At 71.0% G+C, this 15326-nt stretch carries 16 protein-coding genes, 1 tRNA gene and 2 pseudogenes; 9 read left to right on the forward strand and 10 right to left on the reverse strand.

The window, feature by feature from the left end; all coding sequences use genetic code 11:
• Nucleotides 1-75 precede the first annotated feature (75 nt).
• Nucleotides 76-1254: a cytochrome P450 family protein gene (locus tag OG718_RS12350; protein ID WP_328844141.1), complete on the reverse strand. Its 1179-nt coding sequence runs from the start codon at nt 1252-1254 to the stop codon at nt 76-78.
• Between the two features lie 220 nt (nt 1255-1474).
• Between OG718_RS12350 and OG718_RS12355 the strand changes: the two genes are divergently transcribed.
• Together OG718_RS12355 and OG718_RS12360 are read left to right on the forward strand one after the other, a co-directional pair.
• Nucleotides 1475-2026 carry a SigE family RNA polymerase sigma factor gene (locus OG718_RS12355; RefSeq protein WP_306936383.1) on the forward strand — a complete coding sequence of 184 codons (552 nt, stop codon included), beginning with the start codon at nt 1475-1477 and terminating at the stop codon, nt 2024-2026.
• Nucleotides 2023-3378, forward strand: coding sequence for a PQQ-binding-like beta-propeller repeat protein (locus OG718_RS12360; RefSeq protein WP_328844142.1), 1356 nt, complete (start codon nt 2023-2025; stop codon nt 3376-3378). Before OG718_RS12355 ends, OG718_RS12360 begins: the two co-directional genes overlap by 4 nt.
• A 202-nt stretch (nt 3379-3580) precedes the next feature.
• Here OG718_RS12360 and OG718_RS12365 read toward each other — a convergent pair whose 3' ends face one another.
• Nucleotides 3581-4237: a TetR/AcrR family transcriptional regulator gene (locus OG718_RS12365; RefSeq protein ID WP_328844143.1), complete on the reverse strand. Its 657-nt coding sequence runs from the start codon at nt 4235-4237 to the stop codon at nt 3581-3583.
• A gap of 76 nt (nt 4238-4313) precedes the next feature.
• Between OG718_RS12365 and OG718_RS12370 the strand changes: the two genes are divergently transcribed.
• From OG718_RS12370 to OG718_RS12380, 3 genes are read left to right on the forward strand one after another with little or no spacing between them, the layout of a single operon-like run.
• Nucleotides 4314-5006: an NAD(P)-dependent oxidoreductase gene (locus tag OG718_RS12370; RefSeq protein ID WP_328844144.1), complete on the forward strand. Its 693-nt coding sequence runs from the start codon at nt 4314-4316 to the stop codon at nt 5004-5006.
• Complete coding sequence (locus OG718_RS12375; RefSeq protein WP_143634380.1) at nt 5003-5407, forward strand: pyridoxamine 5'-phosphate oxidase family protein; 405 nt, start codon at nt 5003-5005, stop codon at nt 5405-5407. Before OG718_RS12370 ends, OG718_RS12375 begins: the two co-directional genes overlap by 4 nt.
• 32 nt (nt 5408-5439) lie before the next feature.
• Nucleotides 5440-6312, forward strand: a complete 873-nt coding sequence (locus OG718_RS12380; RefSeq protein ID WP_143634378.1) for a haloalkane dehalogenase — start codon at nt 5440-5442, stop codon at nt 6310-6312.
• Between the two features lie 77 nt (nt 6313-6389).
• Here the strand turns inward: OG718_RS12380 and OG718_RS12385 are convergent, their stop codons facing one another.
• On the reverse strand, nt 6390-6788 hold the full coding sequence (locus tag OG718_RS12385; protein WP_328844145.1) for a hypothetical protein: 399 nt from the start codon (nt 6786-6788) through the stop codon (nt 6390-6392).
• A 471-nt stretch (nt 6789-7259) separates the two neighbouring features.
• Nucleotides 7260-7583 (reverse strand): annotated as a pseudogene (locus OG718_RS12390) (family 43 glycosylhydrolase); the annotation flags it as partial.
• Between OG718_RS12390 and OG718_RS12395 the strand changes: the two are divergent.
• Both OG718_RS12395 and OG718_RS12400 read left to right on the forward strand, forming a co-directional pair.
• A pseudogene (locus tag OG718_RS12395) lies at nt 7576-7929 on the forward strand (hypothetical protein); the annotation flags it as partial. The pseudogenes OG718_RS12390 and OG718_RS12395 sit on opposite strands and share 8 nt — an antisense overlap.
• The gene (locus tag OG718_RS12400) at nt 7926-8912 is read left to right on the forward strand and encodes a formylglycine-generating enzyme family protein (RefSeq protein WP_328844146.1); all 987 of its coding nucleotides are present in this window, start codon (nt 7926-7928) and stop codon (nt 8910-8912) included. The pseudogene OG718_RS12395 and the gene OG718_RS12400, both read left to right, overlap by 4 nt.
• Nucleotides 8913-8999: 87 nt before the next feature.
• On the opposite strand, the gene OG718_RS12405 is transcribed toward OG718_RS12400, so the two are convergent.
• Nucleotides 9000-9076: transfer RNA gene (locus OG718_RS12405), tRNA-Pro, on the reverse strand.
• A 174-nt stretch (nt 9077-9250) separates the two neighbouring features.
• On the opposite strand from OG718_RS12405, the gene OG718_RS12410 reads away from it, so the two are divergent.
• Together OG718_RS12410 and OG718_RS12415 are read left to right on the forward strand one after the other, a co-directional pair.
• On the forward strand, nt 9251-9955 hold the full coding sequence (locus OG718_RS12410; RefSeq protein WP_328844147.1) for a thiamine pyrophosphate-dependent enzyme: 705 nt from the start codon (nt 9251-9253) through the stop codon (nt 9953-9955).
• Between the two features lie 61 nt (nt 9956-10016).
• Nucleotides 10017-10931 (forward strand): transketolase family protein, encoded by a 915-nt coding sequence (locus tag OG718_RS12415; RefSeq protein WP_328844148.1) that lies wholly within the window; start codon nt 10017-10019, stop codon nt 10929-10931.
• 27 nt (nt 10932-10958) lie between these two features.
• Here OG718_RS12415 and OG718_RS12420 read toward each other — a convergent pair whose 3' ends face one another.
• The 5 genes from OG718_RS12420 to OG718_RS12440 all read right to left on the reverse strand — a co-directional run bounded on the left by OG718_RS12420 (nt 10959) and on the right by OG718_RS12440 (nt 15255).
• Complete coding sequence (locus tag OG718_RS12420) at nt 10959-12344, reverse strand: MFS transporter (RefSeq protein WP_328844149.1); 1386 nt, start codon at nt 12342-12344, stop codon at nt 10959-10961.
• Nucleotides 12345-12702: 358 nt separating this feature from the next.
• A complete protein-coding gene (locus OG718_RS12425; protein ID WP_186001073.1) occupies nt 12703-13062 on the reverse strand; it encodes an MmcQ/YjbR family DNA-binding protein in 360 nt (119 codons plus the stop codon).
• Nucleotides 13063-13159: 97 nt separating this feature from the next.
• Nucleotides 13160-13711 (reverse strand): GNAT family N-acetyltransferase, encoded by a 552-nt coding sequence (locus OG718_RS12430; protein ID WP_328844150.1) that lies wholly within the window; start codon nt 13709-13711, stop codon nt 13160-13162.
• Nucleotides 13708-14304, reverse strand: coding sequence for a helix-turn-helix domain-containing protein (locus OG718_RS12435; protein WP_328844151.1), 597 nt, complete (start codon nt 14302-14304; stop codon nt 13708-13710). The genes OG718_RS12430 and OG718_RS12435 overlap by 4 nt, the downstream gene beginning before the upstream one ends.
• Nucleotides 14305-14352: 48 nt before the next feature.
• Nucleotides 14353-15255, reverse strand: coding sequence for a LysR family transcriptional regulator (locus OG718_RS12440; RefSeq protein ID WP_143634364.1), 903 nt, complete (start codon nt 15253-15255; stop codon nt 14353-14355).
• Nucleotides 15256-15326 lie beyond the last annotated feature (71 nt).

The following is a 15326-nucleotide window of genomic DNA, read 5'->3' on the forward strand; positions in this document are numbered from 1 at the left end:
TCGGCACGCCGACCACCGGCCCGCCAGCGTTCTCGTCGTCAGCCGTCAGCCGTCAGCCGTCAGGATGACTTGTCGTCACAGAATGAGGGGCAGGGATGCAAGGCCGCGCATCAACCGCGTGTGCCGCCATTCCAGTTCCTCCGCGGGAACTGCCAGCCGAATGCCGGCGAAGCGGGAAATGACCGCCCGGAGCGCGAGTTCGCCTTCGGCTCGCGCGAGGGGCGCTCCCAGGCATCTGTGGATTCCGTGGCCGAAGGCAAGATGTCCGGTGGCACCGCGGTTGAAATCGAGCTGGTCCGGACCGGGAAACCGGTTCGGATCGCGGTTGGCGGCGCCGGGAGCGATGAGCACCGGAATGCCTTCGGGAATCACGGTTCCGCCGAGCGTGAACTCTTCGGTGCTGTAGCGGAACGTCGCGATCCCGACAGGCGAGTCGAAGCGCAGCAACTCGTCCAGCGCACTCCCGAGCAGTTGCGGCTCGGCCCTCAACCGCCCGAGTGACTCCGGGTGTTGGAGAAGGGCCAGGGCCGCGTTGCCAATGAAGTTGGTGGTGGTCTCGTGGCCGGCCACGAGCAGGAGCACGGCGAGCGACACGAGTTCGTCCTCGGTCAACTGGTCCTGGCCGTCTCGTACGGCGATGAGGTCGTCGAGCAGACTCTCACCGGGCGAACTGCGTCGGGAGGCGACGAGGTCGGTCATGTAGCCGCCGATGGCATGTGAGGCGGCGTCGATCCCTCGGGGGTCTCCGGCGGCGAACAGATCGCTCGACCAGGTACGCACGAGCCGACGGTCGGACTCGGGTACCCCCAGCATCTCGCAGATGACGGTGACCGGCAGAGGGACGGCGAGGCTCTCGACGAGGTCCACCGGTCCGCGGCCCGGCCAGGCGTCGAGCAACTCGTCGGCCAGGCCGGCGATATAGGGGCGCATCCGTGCGACGGCCCCGGTGGTGAACGCCTTCGTCACCAGAGCCCGCAGCCGTGCGTGCCGCGGAGGGTCGGTGGCGAGCATGTTCTGGGAGACGGCCGGATGGAGATCCCGCTGCGACGGCCGGTCGGCGAAGAACCGCACGGTGTTCTTCGAGAGCCGAGGATCCGCGAATGCCTCCCGGGCCTCCGCGTAGCCCGTGACCAGGTAGCTGTAGCGCCCACCTGAACCGGTGGCCACCTTCCGCACCGGCGCCGCGTCTCGCAGCCACGCGTAGGCCGAGTACGGATCTGCGAAGAACCGCGGGTCCTGCAACGGGTCGGTCACGCTTGCGGCTCCATTCCCGAAGGTGTCGGTTCGTCAGTGACGGTACGTGCGATCTTGCCCTGGGCGAAGGCGGGGGCGATGGCAGTGGCGTGGGGGAAGGCCGGTCCTCTTCGCGTGTACGAGGCTGTCACCGACTTGGTGCGAACACACAATCTCGCCCGCCGAGGGATAGCCGCGGGTGGCTCATCGCGTCGTGATGGTTGCGAGAAGGGGAGGGTCGATGGAGGCCACAAGTCACGACGAGTTCCGGGAGTTCGTAGCGATGCGCTCCACCGCGCTGCTGCAGCTCGCGGTGCTGCTCACCGGCGGGGACCGGCACGCCGCGGAGGATCTGCTGCAGATTGCGCTGATGAAGGCCTACGGGCGCTGGGCTCACATCGAGCAGCCCGAGGCGTACATCCGGCAGGTCATGTACCGCCAGCAGGTCAACCGCTGGCGGCTGCGCAGGCACCGCGCCGAGACGACGGTGCCCGTGCTGCCCGAGTCCGGCAGCGACGCCGGTACCGAGTCGGACTCCGAGCTGCGGATCGCGCTGTGGGCGGCGCTCGGAAAACTGACGAAACGGCAGCGGGCCGTGGTCGTACTGCGCTACTTCGAGGACCTGCCGGAGGCCGAGGTCGCGGCACTGCTGAGATGCCCGGTCGGCACGGTGCGCAGTACGGCGTACCGGTCGCTCGCCAAGCTCCGGACGCTCGTACCGGAGCTCGGGCCCGAAGGGCCGCCGGAACAGGTGCAGTCGCTCAGTTACACGCCGAAGGAGGTCCAGGGATGACGACGGAGCAGGTGGAGAAGAAGGTCCGGGAGACACTGCGCTCGGTCGCCCTGGACCGGGTGCGGGCGCCTGGGGACCTGGCCGAGAAGGTGGTGCGGCGGCGCAGTCGGCGTCGCTTCTCGCAGGCCGCGGGGGCGGCGGTGGCCGTTGCCGCGATCAGCGTGGGGGCGGTGTTGGGCTTCGGGGGCGGCGGTGCTGCCGAGCATGACCGGCCGGTACGCCCGGCGGTGTCACCGGAGGGCTGGAAGCCGTGGCAGAGCGACATCCAGGGTGCCGGCGAGCGGGGCTGCCTGGTGGAGGGCTCCGCGCTGTACTGCAGCGGGTCCAAGTACGACGCCGCGAAGTTCGACGCCAACACCGGCGAGCGGCTGTGGACTGTCAAGGTCAATCGCGAAGGCGACGGGATCGACCACCCCTTCGCCGTGCGCGACGGCGTGGTGTACGCCTACCGCAATCACACCGCGGACAAGGAGCCGAACGGGGACTACATCGGCGGTACCGATCTGATGGCGGTGGACGCCGACAACGGCGAGGTGCTGTGGACGGCCGAGATGCCGCAGGACGACCGCACCGACCAGGCCGCCATGCTCATCGACGGCGCGGTACTGGCCAACACCCCTTCGCTCCGCACGATGTCGGCCCTCGATCCGCTGACCGGTGAGGAGAAGTGGCGACACACGTGGGACAAGGGCATCATGTGTCAACGGGCAGTGCTGAGCGGGGTGCCCTATCTCCTGTGCGGTCAGGACACCGAGGAGCCGGGCGACACCGACGTCTTCCGTCTCGATCCCGCCACCGGAAGCGCCGAGAAGGTCATGACCATGCCCGGCAGGCAGCAGCTCGTCGGGACCTCGGGCGACCGGATGGTCCTGATCGCAGCGAAGAACGTGGGCGACAAGGACCTGCGGCTGACCACCGTCAGCGGCTCCGGGAAGCAGACCTCGCACTCCTACCGGATCGAGGGAGAGCCGGCCAACTCGGACATCGTCGGTGATCTTCTGATCTCGGTGTCCTGGCAGGGCAAGGTCTCGGCCTACTCGCTGACCTCGGGAAAGACCCTGTGGACCGGCCCAGTGGGCGTCAGGATGCCCGACAAGGAGACGTCGACGGGCCTCGCGGCCCCCGTGGTGTCGGCGAGCCAAGGGGTCGTGTACTTCGTCGGCCCGACCGGAGACCTGTCCGGCCTCGACTTGCGCACGGGTGAGCAGGTCTGGCGCGGCCACGCCGACACCGGCAAGCAGAAGCCGGGGCCCTCCTTCGGGAACCCGCCCCAACTCCTGCTCTACGAGGATGCGCTGATCGCCCGGAACGGCAGCGGGATCGTCTCCCTCCTGCCTCAGATCAGGGACTGACCCCAAGGCCCCTCGGCCGGGGCGGCAACGCTGCCCCGGCCGACGGCACCCACGCAGCCACACTGCGACCACCCGCCCTCCAGGAACGCGGGAACCCGCCCTCTCACAAGCGGGAGAACGACCTCCGACCTGCAGAAAAAGCTGGTCGGGACGACAGACTCTGAACCGGCGCCTCCATGCCCCCCAGCGCCGAGCAGTCTCGTCAAGGCCGGACGGCTCTTCCACCGGAGGTCGGCGAGCCCCGACGGCCCACTCTGGTGGTTGCCCCGGTGCGCGGCCTCGGGGTCAGTGCCGCGCGCAGCGCCGGGGTGAGGATGCGGCGGGTCTCGGAGGGGGTGAGGGCGGCGAGGGTCGGGAGGGGGTTGAGGTAGCGGGTGTAGATGAGGCCGCCGAGGATCGTCACCACGGCCGTGGCGCGGGCGGTTGCGTCCCGGCCGCCGAGAAATTCAACAAGCCGGGCCAGCAGCTCGCGTTCCAGGTATTCACGAATCACCTCAGCGGCCTCCTCACCCTGGGTGGTGAGCTGTACGAAGTCCGCGTCCTCCCACAGGTTCGTCACCGCGTCGATCAGACGGTCGGGGAGAGTGGCCGGGTCGCCGCCGAGGACGTCGTCCACCGCCAGCGCATTGGCGCACTGGAACTGCATCACGTCCGCGAACAGGCTCTTCTTCGAGCCGAAGTGGTACGCGATCAGCGCCGGGTCGACGCCTGCGGCCCCGGCCACCGCGCGCAGAGTGGTGCCCCGGTAGCCGCGCTCCAGGAAGAGCGCCCGGGCCGCCGAGACGATCGACTCGCGGGTCGGTGGGTTGCCGCGGGGGCGGCCTCGGAGGCGGGCGGTGACAGGGGCGGAGTTATTCATCAGCGTTGAGCCTCCTTTTCGTGATCGGCACAGTCAAGGGCGTTCCTGCAACCACACGAAGGGATGACCCGACGCCATGCGTATCGCAGTCTTCGGTGCCAATGGACCGACCGGCCGCCACCTCACCGACCAGGCCCTCGCTGCCGGCCACGAGGTCGTCGCCGTGACTCGCCGACCCGGCTCCCTCTCCACGCGGCCCGGTCTCACCGTGGCCGACGCCGACGCCACCGACCCGGCGGCTGTCGACGCCGCGATCAGGAGGACGGACGCCGTCCTCTCCGTATTGGGCGCGCGCTTCAGCAAGGAGACCATCAGCACGTACTCGGCGAGCGCCACGGCCATCACCGGGGCCATGGCTCGCCACGGCATCAAGCGGTTGCTCGCCGTGAGCTCCAGTGTCGCTGACCCGCACTGGCGTCCCACGGGCGCGCACTTCTTCAATCATGTGCTCGACCCGCTGGTGAACCGACGCCTCGGCCGTACCCTCCACGAGGACATGCGCCGCATGGAGGCCGTGATCCGTCAGACGAACCTCGACTGGACCTTCGTCCGGCCCTCAGGCCTCTTCGAGCACCCCGTCGTCACGGACTATCACACCGACGAGGCCAGTGCCGACGGTGTCTTCACCGCCCGTGCCGACCTCGCCTCGAGCATGCTGCGCGAGTTGGAGGAGCGGCGGTACGTCCGTACGGCCATGGGTGTCGTCACCACGGCCGTGAAGCCGAACATCGCCAAGCTGATCTGGAACGAGGGCGTGAAGAAGAAGTGAGCCGGGCGACCGTCGAACTCCCGCCCACCACAAGGGTGTTCCTCACTCGCCCCCACACCGCCACCCTCACCACGCTCCGCCCTGACGGCACCCCGCATGTCACCCCTGTCCGCTTCACCTTCGACCCGGTCACCGGCCTGGCCCGGGTGACCACCCGGGCGGGAGCGCGCAAGGCCCGGAACGTCGCGGTGGGCGGCCCGACGGCCTGTGTCGCGCTCTGCCAGGCGGACGGCTTCCGCTGGGTCACCCTCGAAGGCCGGGCCACCGTCACCGACGACCCCGCGAGCCTGGCCGAGGCGATCCGCCGCTACACCGTCCGCTACCGCGCGGCCCCGCCCGCCCCGCCGGACCTGGTCGTCGTCGAGATCGCCCTCGACCGAGTCCTGAGCCTCAACCTCTGAATCCCCCTCGAAGAAAGCGTAGGAACTCCGCCGTGCCCATCCTCCCCGTCCTCGACTCCACTCTCCACTACCGCGAGTCCGGCGACCCCGACGGTCTGCCGTTCGTCTTCCTCCACGGCAACCCCACCTCCTCCCACCTGTGGCGGAACGTCCTGCCGGGTGTGGCCGCGCCCGGCCGCCGCCTGCTCGCCCCCGATCTCATCGGCATGGGCGACTCCGGAAAACCCGAGCTCGCCTACTCCTTCGACGACCACGCCCGCTACCTCGACGCCTGGTTCGACGCCCTGGGCCTTGCCGAGGCCGTCCTCGTCGGCCACGACTGGGGCGGCGCGCTCGCCTTCGACCGCGCCGCCCGTCTCCCGGGCCGCGTCCGCGGCCTCGCCTTCACCGAGACGATCGTCAAGCCGCTGGTTGGCGACGAACTCCCTTCGGCCGGACGGGAGTTGTTCATCCTCCTGCGCACCCCCGGGGTGGGCGAGGAGATGATCCTGGAGAAGTCCATGTTCATCGAAGGGCTCCCGGACACGCTCGCCACTCCGCTCGACCCTGCCGACCTGGAGGTCTACCGCCGTCCCTTCCCGACACCGCACAGCCGCCGCCCGGTACTGGCGTGGACGCGCATGATGCCGCTGGACGACGAGCCCGCCGACATCGTGGCCCGCGTCGAGCACTACGACGCCTGGCTGGCCGCCAGCCCCGAAGTCCCCAAACTGCTCGCCGCGTTCGTACCCGGCCCGGGCGCGATGACCGACCAAGGGGCCGTGGCCTGGTGCGAGGAGAACATCGCCGGCCTGGAGGTCTCCCGCCACGGCCTCGCCGGCCACCACTCCCCGGAGGACCGCCCCGAGGAACTGGCCGCAGCGATCAACGCCTGGGCCGACCGCCACGGTCTGGCACGCCAGTAGGCGTCCTCGACCACAACGCACGCAGACAACTTCAGGCATCAACGCGACCCGACTCCACGATCTGACACACGGGCTGCTCAACGCCACGCCATCGCGACCCCGCCGGAAGTGTCCTGGAGGGCGCGGAACGCGTCGAAGAACACCGGGTTGTGAGCCCTGGCGCCGTTCGCGGAAGGCTGGACGACGAGGTTGGCGTACAGGCTGTTCAGCAGCCACGGCATCTTCGTCGGCCCGATGTCGCGGACCATGGCGGGCTGCTGGAGCGCGCCGTAGGTCGCCACGGCCAGCCGTCCCGTGGCGCGGAACTGCCGCACCTGGTTGGTCAGGTAGTCCTTGCGGGATGCGAACCACGGGCTGTTCATCAGCAGATCGCGCCACCGCTGCTGCGAGACGGAGTCCGCGGCGGCGTCCCGTACCTCCTGCCACACCGGGGGGCCGGCCGTCACCCCGTAGCGACTGGCGTACACGGCGGGCACCGGGTCGCTCCAAGTCCATCGCGCTGGTGCCCGGCTGTGGAAGGGGCGTGGTCCGGTAGGGGAATTTCAGCGACAGTACGGTGCCGTGGCCGGCGCCGGCGAACGACAGCAGGGCCCTGATCGCAGGTTGCCGGGGTGCCTCCACACTGTCCAGTTCGGGCATCGCGACGAAGCCGCGCACCCACTTGGTGCGCAGGTCGTCCAGCACCGAGGCGGCCATGCCGCGCGGCTCCTCGTTGAAGTTCGCGCCGAGCACGTTCTCCGGGGCCGCGGGACGCGTCCGGTACCCGGCGTAGCTGCCCGAACCGCCGGAGCCACTGCCGCCGGCACCGCTGCCTCCGGAGCCGCCGGCTCCGACTCCGACCCCGTCCGACCGGCACCCCGCGAGCAGCAGTGCGCCACCGCCGGCTAGGCCGAGGAGCCTCCGACGACTGGCGCTGGTGTCCCTTTCCCATACCTCCGCTCGCACGGTCAGCCGCCGGCCCGTTGGTTCCGCCGGCGCCGGACGTAGAGGCGGTTGCCCTCCGGTCCCGTCCACTCCAGGCGGACGACGCCCGGGACGGCGGCGCTCGCGACGCGGGACGGGTGGGACCAGTATCCGGCGACCGGGTTGCGGAAGAACGTGGCCCAGAGGCCACCCTCGTGGTCGGCGAAGAAGTTGTTGTGGCCCGCGCCGACGCCCGCGGTCCACCGCCGGGAGTACGGGCCCTCGAAGCGGTCGGCGACGGCGACGACCGCGTCGTACTGGTACTGCGTGCGGCCGGTGCCCGGCGGGTCGTAGGCGTAGCGCATGCTGCGCACCAGGCGCCACAAGCTGGTCGTCAACCCCGAGTCGCACAACGAGCTGTACGACCTGCGGACCGACCCGCACGAGCTCCTCAACCGCTACGACCACCCCGAACTCCGGTACGTACGCACGCAGTTGATGCACCGCCTGTACCGCCTGCTACGGGACCGCGGCGACAACTTCTTCCACTGGATGACACCCATGTACGACGTGCCGACCGACCACGACACCACCCTGTCGTCGTTCGAGACGGAGAAGGCCGACGGCGCGGGCTCCTCGACGCCCGCCGGTACGGATGCCTCGACACCGGTTGGCGGCACGGATGCCTCGACGCCGGTCGGCGGCACGCGATGAGCAGCCCACCGGGCGCAGGCCGGGTCAGCCCCTCCTGCTGCGCCCCCTCCCGCACCGGCGCCGATGCCGTCGCTGCCGAAGCCGTCGGCGCGGGGCGGCTCGCCCTCGCACTCACGCCGCCTGCCGCCCACACCCGGCCGCTCGGCCACGACACCCGTGTCACCCTGCCCGGCGGAACCTTCCGTATGGGCACCGAGGACGCGGACGCGAACCCCGGCGACGGGGAGGGCCCCGTCCGTGAGGTGGCCGTGGACGCGTTCGCCATCGACGCCCACGCCGTGACCACCGCCCGCTTCGCCGCCTTCGTCGCGGACACCGGGCACCGCACCGAGGCCGAGCGCCACGGCTGGAGCTACGTCTTCGCCCGGCTCCTGCCAGGCGACTTGAGACGCGTCTCGCCACGCCCCGACGCCACCCCGTGGTGGTGCGGAGTTCAGGGAGCCACCTGGCGCACCCCGGAGGGACCCGGCAGCGACCTCGCAGGCCGCTGGGACCATCCCGTCACCCACGTCGGCTGGTCCGACGCCAAGGCGTTCGCCGGATGGGCCGGCGGACGGCTGCCCACCGAGACCGAGTGGGAGTACGCCGCCCGCGGCGGCCTCGACCAGGCCCGCTACCCGTGGGGCGACGAACTCGCCCCCGACGGCGAGCACCGCTGCAACATCTGGCAGGGCACCTTCCCCACCAAGAACACCGCCGTGGACGGCCACACCGGCACCGCGCCCGTCCACGCCTTTCCCCCGAACGCCTACGGGCTCTACAACGTTTCCGGGAACGTGTGGGAGTGGTGCGCCGACCCATGGGACCCCAGGTCCCCGGAGCTGCGCGTCATGCGCGGAGGCTCGTACCTGTGCCACGACTCGTACTGCAACCGCTACCGCGTCGCCGCCCGCACGGCCAACACCGCCGACAGCACGACGGGCAACCTCGGCTTCCGGATCGCCTACGCCGCCGACGGCCCGCGAGTCTCCCTCGATGGTTGACGGCAGCCACCACGCGACCACCAGCCCTCCGGACACACGAAAAGCCGCCCTCTCTTAACGAGAGAACGGCTCCGACCTGCAGAAAGCTGGTCGGGACGACAGGATTTGAACCTGCGACCCCTTGACCCCCAGTCAAGTGCGCTACCAAGCTGCGCCACGTCCCGTTGCCCGTTGTGACCTGGGGTTTCCCCTGGTTGAACGCGCACGGAAACAATACCGCACTCGGGTCGGTGGTCGCGCACTCCTTTTGTCCCGGTGATCGCCTTGTCCCTGCGATCACCTTGTCCCTGCGATCACCACTTGACCTCAACCTTGCTTGAGGTCGCACGATCGTCCGTATGACGACGACAACGGTGAAACGCGGCTACGGGTATGCGGACCTGCCGGACCTGATGGGGCTGATGAGCGGGGACGAGAAGCACGGGCCGGCGGCGACGTCCACGCTCGACGCGCTCTGGGTGCTCTACGACCGGGTTCTACGGGTGACGGCGGAACGGGCGGACGATCCGGAACGGGACCGGTTCCTGCTGTCCAAGGGGCACGGGCCGATGGCGTACTACGCGGTGCTCGCAGCGAAGGGATTCGTCCCGGTCGACTGGCTGCCGGGTTTCGGCTCGTACGACTCGCCGCTCGGGCACCATCCGGACCGCGTGCTCGTACCGGGTGCCGAGATCGGCAGCGGTTCCCTCGGGCACGGGCTGCCGATCGCGGTCGGTACGGCGCTGGGCCTGCGCGCCCAAGGACTGCCCGACCCTCGTGTCTGGGTGCTGGTCGGGGACGCCGAACTGGACGAGGGCAGCAACCACGAGGCCCTCGCCTACGCCGGTCCGGCCGGGCTCGACCAACTGCACACCGTCGTGATCGACAACTCCTCCGCCAGTTATGCGCTCCCCGGAGGGATCGCCGCGCGCTTCGACGCCGCCGGCTGGTCCGCCGAGACCGTCGACGGACGGGACCACAACGCCCTGTACGCCGCCTTCACCGCCCCTCACCCGGGACGTCCGCGCGTGGTCGTCGCCCAGGTGGAGCCGAAGACCGCCTGAGCCGGTCGCCCACGCCCACCCGCACGCACACCCGCACACCCGCACACGGAGGACTTTCCCCATGGACACCATGCGTGACCGCTTCGCCCCGGTCGTCTCACGGCTACTAGACGAGGACCCGCGCGTCGCCGTCGTCCTCGCCGAGATCGGTCTGGCCGGGTTCGATGAGGCGCGGCAGCAGCATCCGGACCGCGTGATCAACGTCGGCATCCGGGAGCAGTTGCTGGTCGGGGCGGGCGCAGGTCTGGCGCTGACCGGGCTGCGGCCCGTGGTGCACACCTTCGCCAGCTTCCTCGTCGAGCGGCCCTTCGAGCAGGTCAAGCTGGACCTCGGGCACCAGGACGTGGGCGCGGTGCTGGTCAGCGCCTCCGCGTCCTTCGACTGGCCCTCGGGCGGCTACACGCACATGGCACCCGGCGACATCGCCCTGCTGGACACGCTCGACGGCTGGACCGTGCATGTCCCGGGCCACCCGGACGAGGCCGAGACGCTGCTGCGGCACGCCGTCGCGGCGGGCGACGACAAGGTGTACGTACGACTCTCCGTGCAGTCGAACACCGAGGCCCGCGCCGTCGACGGAGCCCGGTTCCGCACCGTCCGCGAGGGGCGGGCCGGTGTGGTCGTCGCGGTCGGGCCGATGCTCGACGCCGTACTCGCCGCCACCGAGGGCCTCGACGTCACCGTGCTGTACGGGACGACCGTGCGCCCCTTCGACTCGGCCGCGCTGCGCCGGGCCACGGAGGCAGCCGGGACCGATGTCGTCCTCGTCGAGCCGTACCTGGCCGGCACGTCGACACCGGCCGCGAACGACGCCCTCGCGGACCTGCCGCACCGCGTTCTCGGGCTCGGCGTCGGCCGCCGTGAACTGCGCCGCTACGGGCAGATCGAGGAACACGTGGCCGCGCACGGGCTGGACGCCGGGTCGTTGCGGGAGCGGATCGGTGGGTTCCTGGGGGCGACACGGGTCAGCGCGTAGGCGCAGGCCTGGCTCCTCGGCCGGGCTTCAGCTCTTTCCGCCGGTGCACGTCTGTCTCTTCCCTCGTCCGTCTCCTCGTCCGTCTCCTCGTCTGACTCCTGGTTGTCCGCTCCCTTGTCTGTCTCTGCCGCCGGTATGCGTGGGTCCGGCGGCTGTTCCCGCCGACCCGTGCGACAGCGGCAGCGACCGCGACGTCGGCGTCTCAGCTCGCACCAGCCCTCGTATCGCGGGCACCGAGAGCAGTGCCGTCGCCACGACGAGGGTCATGGCGCCGGCCACGAGGAGGACGTGGTCCGCGCCGAGGGCCGCCGCGGCCGGGCCGGCGAGGGCCTGGCCGACCGGCATCATGGCCAGGGAGCCGGCGATGTCGTAGGCGTGGATGCGGTTGAGGGCATCGGGCGGGACCTGGGTCTGCACGCTGGTCGCCCACATGACGCCCCAGAACGACAGGCCCGCGCCCGCTATTGCCGCACCGGCCGCCATCGCCGCCACCCCGAAGCCCGCTCCGACGGCGGCCGGGAAGCAGGCGAAGGCGAAGAGGGCGAGCGAACCCGCGCGAAGCATGTGCCGAGGACGCAGTCGCAGTGCGATCAGGCCGCCTATGACCGTGCCCGCGCCGAGGGCGGAGTTGACCAGGCCGTAGGCGCGCGGGCCGTGCTCCTGGACGACTTCCGTCGCGACCAGCGGGACCGTCGGACCCCAGACGGAGATCATCAGGACGCACCAGATGACGATGACTGCCCACAGCCACGTACGGGATCTGAACTCCCGCCAGCCCTGGACGAGATCGGCCCCGAAGCCGTTCGTGCGGGCCCGGTGGTCGGGGTCGGCCGGGGGCAGCCGGAGCAGCAGGAGACACAGGGCGCTCAGGGCGTACGTCGTGGCGTGGGCCGCGAAGACTCCGCCGGGGGAGGCGAAGGCGACCAGCAGGCCGGCGATCGCGGGGCCCGCCAGCTGGGCCGTGGACTCCGCGACCCGTATGGCGCCGTTGGCCGCCTGGACGTCGGTGGCGAGCCGGGGCACCGTGCTGGCGACGCCGGGCTCGAAGATCGCGGCCGCCGCGCCGTTGACCGCGCCGATCGCACAGATCTGCCAGAGCACGACGTGGCCGGTGAAGAACAACGTGGCGGCGACGGACTGGCTGCCCAGCCGCACCACATCGGCACCGATCATCAGCAGACGGGTGCTGAACCGGTCGGCGAAGACCCCGCCGAAGATCACCAGACCCGCGAAGCAGGCGGCCGACGCGGCCATGGCCAGGCCGACGGCCCCCACCCCGTAGCCGTGCTGCAGCAGACCCGCCGCCAGCGCCACGGGCAACATCGTGTCGCCCAGCTTGGCGACGGCCCGCGCGGTGAAGAACAGTCCGAAATCCCGCGACCAGACCTTCCGGGAACCGCCTGCGTCACTCACCTCACGACGACCGGCCCCACCGCCCGCGCCACGCCGACCGACACCCGTGTCCCGGTAACCGGCGCCCGCATCACAGTGCCTGACACCCGCGTCACGCTGGCCCCCGTCCGCGCCAGGGTGACCGGCGCCCGCATCACGGTGACCGACACCCGGTCCGCGCCCGCCAACCCCGAGGTCACGGCCACCGGCACCCGTCCCCTCCTCCGACGACGGCGCCTCGCCCGAGGACGACCCGCCCCCAGCCATCCCCCTCACACCCCTCCCCCACCGATCAGCCCCTCGACGGGACCGCGGCACCCCTCCGCGCCGAGCTCCCCACCTGCCTTCGGATCATGCCACGCGGCACTGACAACGCCCCTCAGCCGTCAGCCGGAAGCCCCAATTCCGGGTAGGACTCCAGCAGCCGGGTCGGAGCCGCCTGCCGCCAGGAGTCCGCGAGGATGTCACGCAACTCGTCCGAGTCCTCAAGAGCCGTGAGCCGCACACGCACCCAGGCGAAGCCCGCCTCGTGGTCGGCGATCCAGAACTTCCCGGGCTCGGCCAGGACCAGTTCGTCGCGCTCCTCCTTCGGGCAGCGCACGGCGATGGAGGTCTCTTCCTCGGGCAGCGTGGCGAACATCTTCCCCGCGACCCGGAAGGTGGGCATGCTCCAGGCGATCTTCTCCGTCGTGTCCGGCAGAGAGAGGCAGATTCGGCGTACGTCTTCGGCATCCTGCATGGAAGGAACCGTAGCCAATGCCACTGACATTCACCTGCTGAGAGCCGGTACAGGCACCGCTGAGATCCGGTTCGGCCAACCCCCACGAGTGGGGCGGTCAACGACTCGGAGCAGGCTCCGAACCCTCGGTCGCCACCACGTACTTGTAGAGGATCGTCGTCGGACGAAGCACCCCGGCAGGCGTCCGCGCGTAGTCGGGTATGACGCCCGCCCGGGTCCAACCCGCCGACCGGTAGAGGGACTCGGCCGGGCTGTCCGTCTCGGTGTCGAGGTTGAGCAGGGTCACGCCCGCCTCGGCGGCCGCGCGTTCGGCCGTCGCGAGCAGCGAGCGGCCGAGCCCTTTACCGCGACCCTCCCTGTGCACCATCAGCTTCGCCACCTCGGCGCGATGACTGCTGTTGGGCTTGTCCGGGAAGACCAGGCTGACGGTGCCGACGATCCGGCCCCGCGTGTACGCGGCCCACACGGCGAGACCGCCCTCCGCGAGCATGTCCGCCCGCCCCCGCCACCACTCGACGGCGGCCGCACGGTCGAGCGGGGCGAGGAATCCGACCGACGCTCCCCCGTCGACGGTGTCGGTCAGCAGGTCGGCCAACTCGTCGACGGATCGGAGCAGTTGGTCGGCCGTGAGCCGTACGACGGTGATCATGGCAGCACCACCGCCAGCACATAGCGCGCGTCCTCGGGGCCGGTGCACCGGAATCGAGTCGGCCCCCACACCCGCAACCGCAGGCAGTCGCCCGCGTCGAGCCGGTGCCCGGTGTCCTGGGCCGTGACCTCCAGCCGCCCGTCGAGCACCCAGATGTGCTGTTCGAGGCCGGCTACGGGCGGCCGGTCGTACGCGATGTCCGCACCGGCCGCGAGCCGGCCCTCGACGAGTTCGCCGCGCAGCCCGGCATGCGGCGGGGACACGGAGCGGCGTACGAAACCGGACGCCCTGTCCTCCCAAACGGCCTGGTCGACGGCCCGTACCAGCAGGGCGGGCTCCGCCTCGACCTCGCTGAGCAGCTGCGACATGGTGCGGCCGTAGACCCCGCAGAGTCGGTTCAGGAGCGAGGCCGTCGGGCTGATCTCCGCGCGCTCGGCCCGGGACAGGGTCGACCGGCTCACCCCGCTGCGCTCGGCCAACTCGCCCAGGGACCAGCCTCGTTCGGCCCGCAGCTCGGCCAGCCGCACGCCGAGTCGGGCATCGACGGGGTCCGGGCCGCCGGCCTCCGCGGCAGCGCCTCCATCACTTCTCATATTCGGGATGCTATCCCATATAAGAAACGCGCCACCCGTGGGCGGCCATCACACCGGTGCGGCCTCGCCCAGCGCCTCCAGCACCGGCCGGATCAGCGGATGCTCCTCGGCTCCCCGGCGCACGGCGGCGAAGACCCGGCGCGTGGGTGCGACCCCGTCGACGGGGCGTACGACCACACCCGCAAGATCCATGCCGCTCAGGGCAGAGCGCGGCACCAGGGCGACCCCCGCGTCCGCCGACGCGAGCGCGACGACCGCCCGGAAGTCGTCCGAGGAGTGTTCGAGACGGGGCTGGAATCCCGCGTGCTCACAGGCCAGGACCACCACGTCGTGGCAGGGGTTTCCGGGGTACGGGCCGATCCACGGGTCCTTGGCCAGCTCGGCGAGCGGCACCTCCGTACGGTCGGCGAGGCGGTGGGTCACCGGGACCACGGCGTCGAACGGCTCGGCGTACAGCGGGATGTGCGCGAGGCGGGGGTCGTCGGCGTCCGGGGCGCCCCGGTACTCGACGGCGACCGCCACGTCGACCTGCCGGTCGAGCACCATCGGCAGGCTGGCGTCGCCCTCGGCGTCCTGGACGCGGATACGGATGCCGGGCGCGGTCCGCGCGAGCCGGGCCACGGCGGGCGCGACGACCAGGCCGATACCGGTCGCGAAGGAGGCGACCGTGACCGTGCCCGCCGAACCCGAGTCGTACGCGGCGAGCTCCGCCTCGGCCTTCTCCAGCTGGGCGAGGACCGCGTTGGTGTGGCCGAGCAGGATCTCGCCGGCCGGAGTCAGGCGTACGCCCCTGGCGTTGCGCTCCACCAGGCGGTGGCCGGTCTCCTGCTCAAGGGCGGTGAGCTGTTGCGAGACGGCGGAGGGCGTGAGGTAGAGCGCGGCGGCGGCGGCCGTCACCGTGCGATGGTCCGCCACCGCACGGAGGATGTGGAGCCGCCGCGCTTCGATCATGTGACCGATTCTCTCAGAGGTTCGCGCTCACTCTGCTGCTCCGGTCCTCAGCCCATCCGCGGGGCCGGGCA

The sequence above is a fragment of the Streptomyces sp. NBC_00258 genome (assembly GCF_036182465.1).
GTDB lineage: Bacteria > Actinomycetota > Actinomycetes > Streptomycetales > Streptomycetaceae > Streptomyces.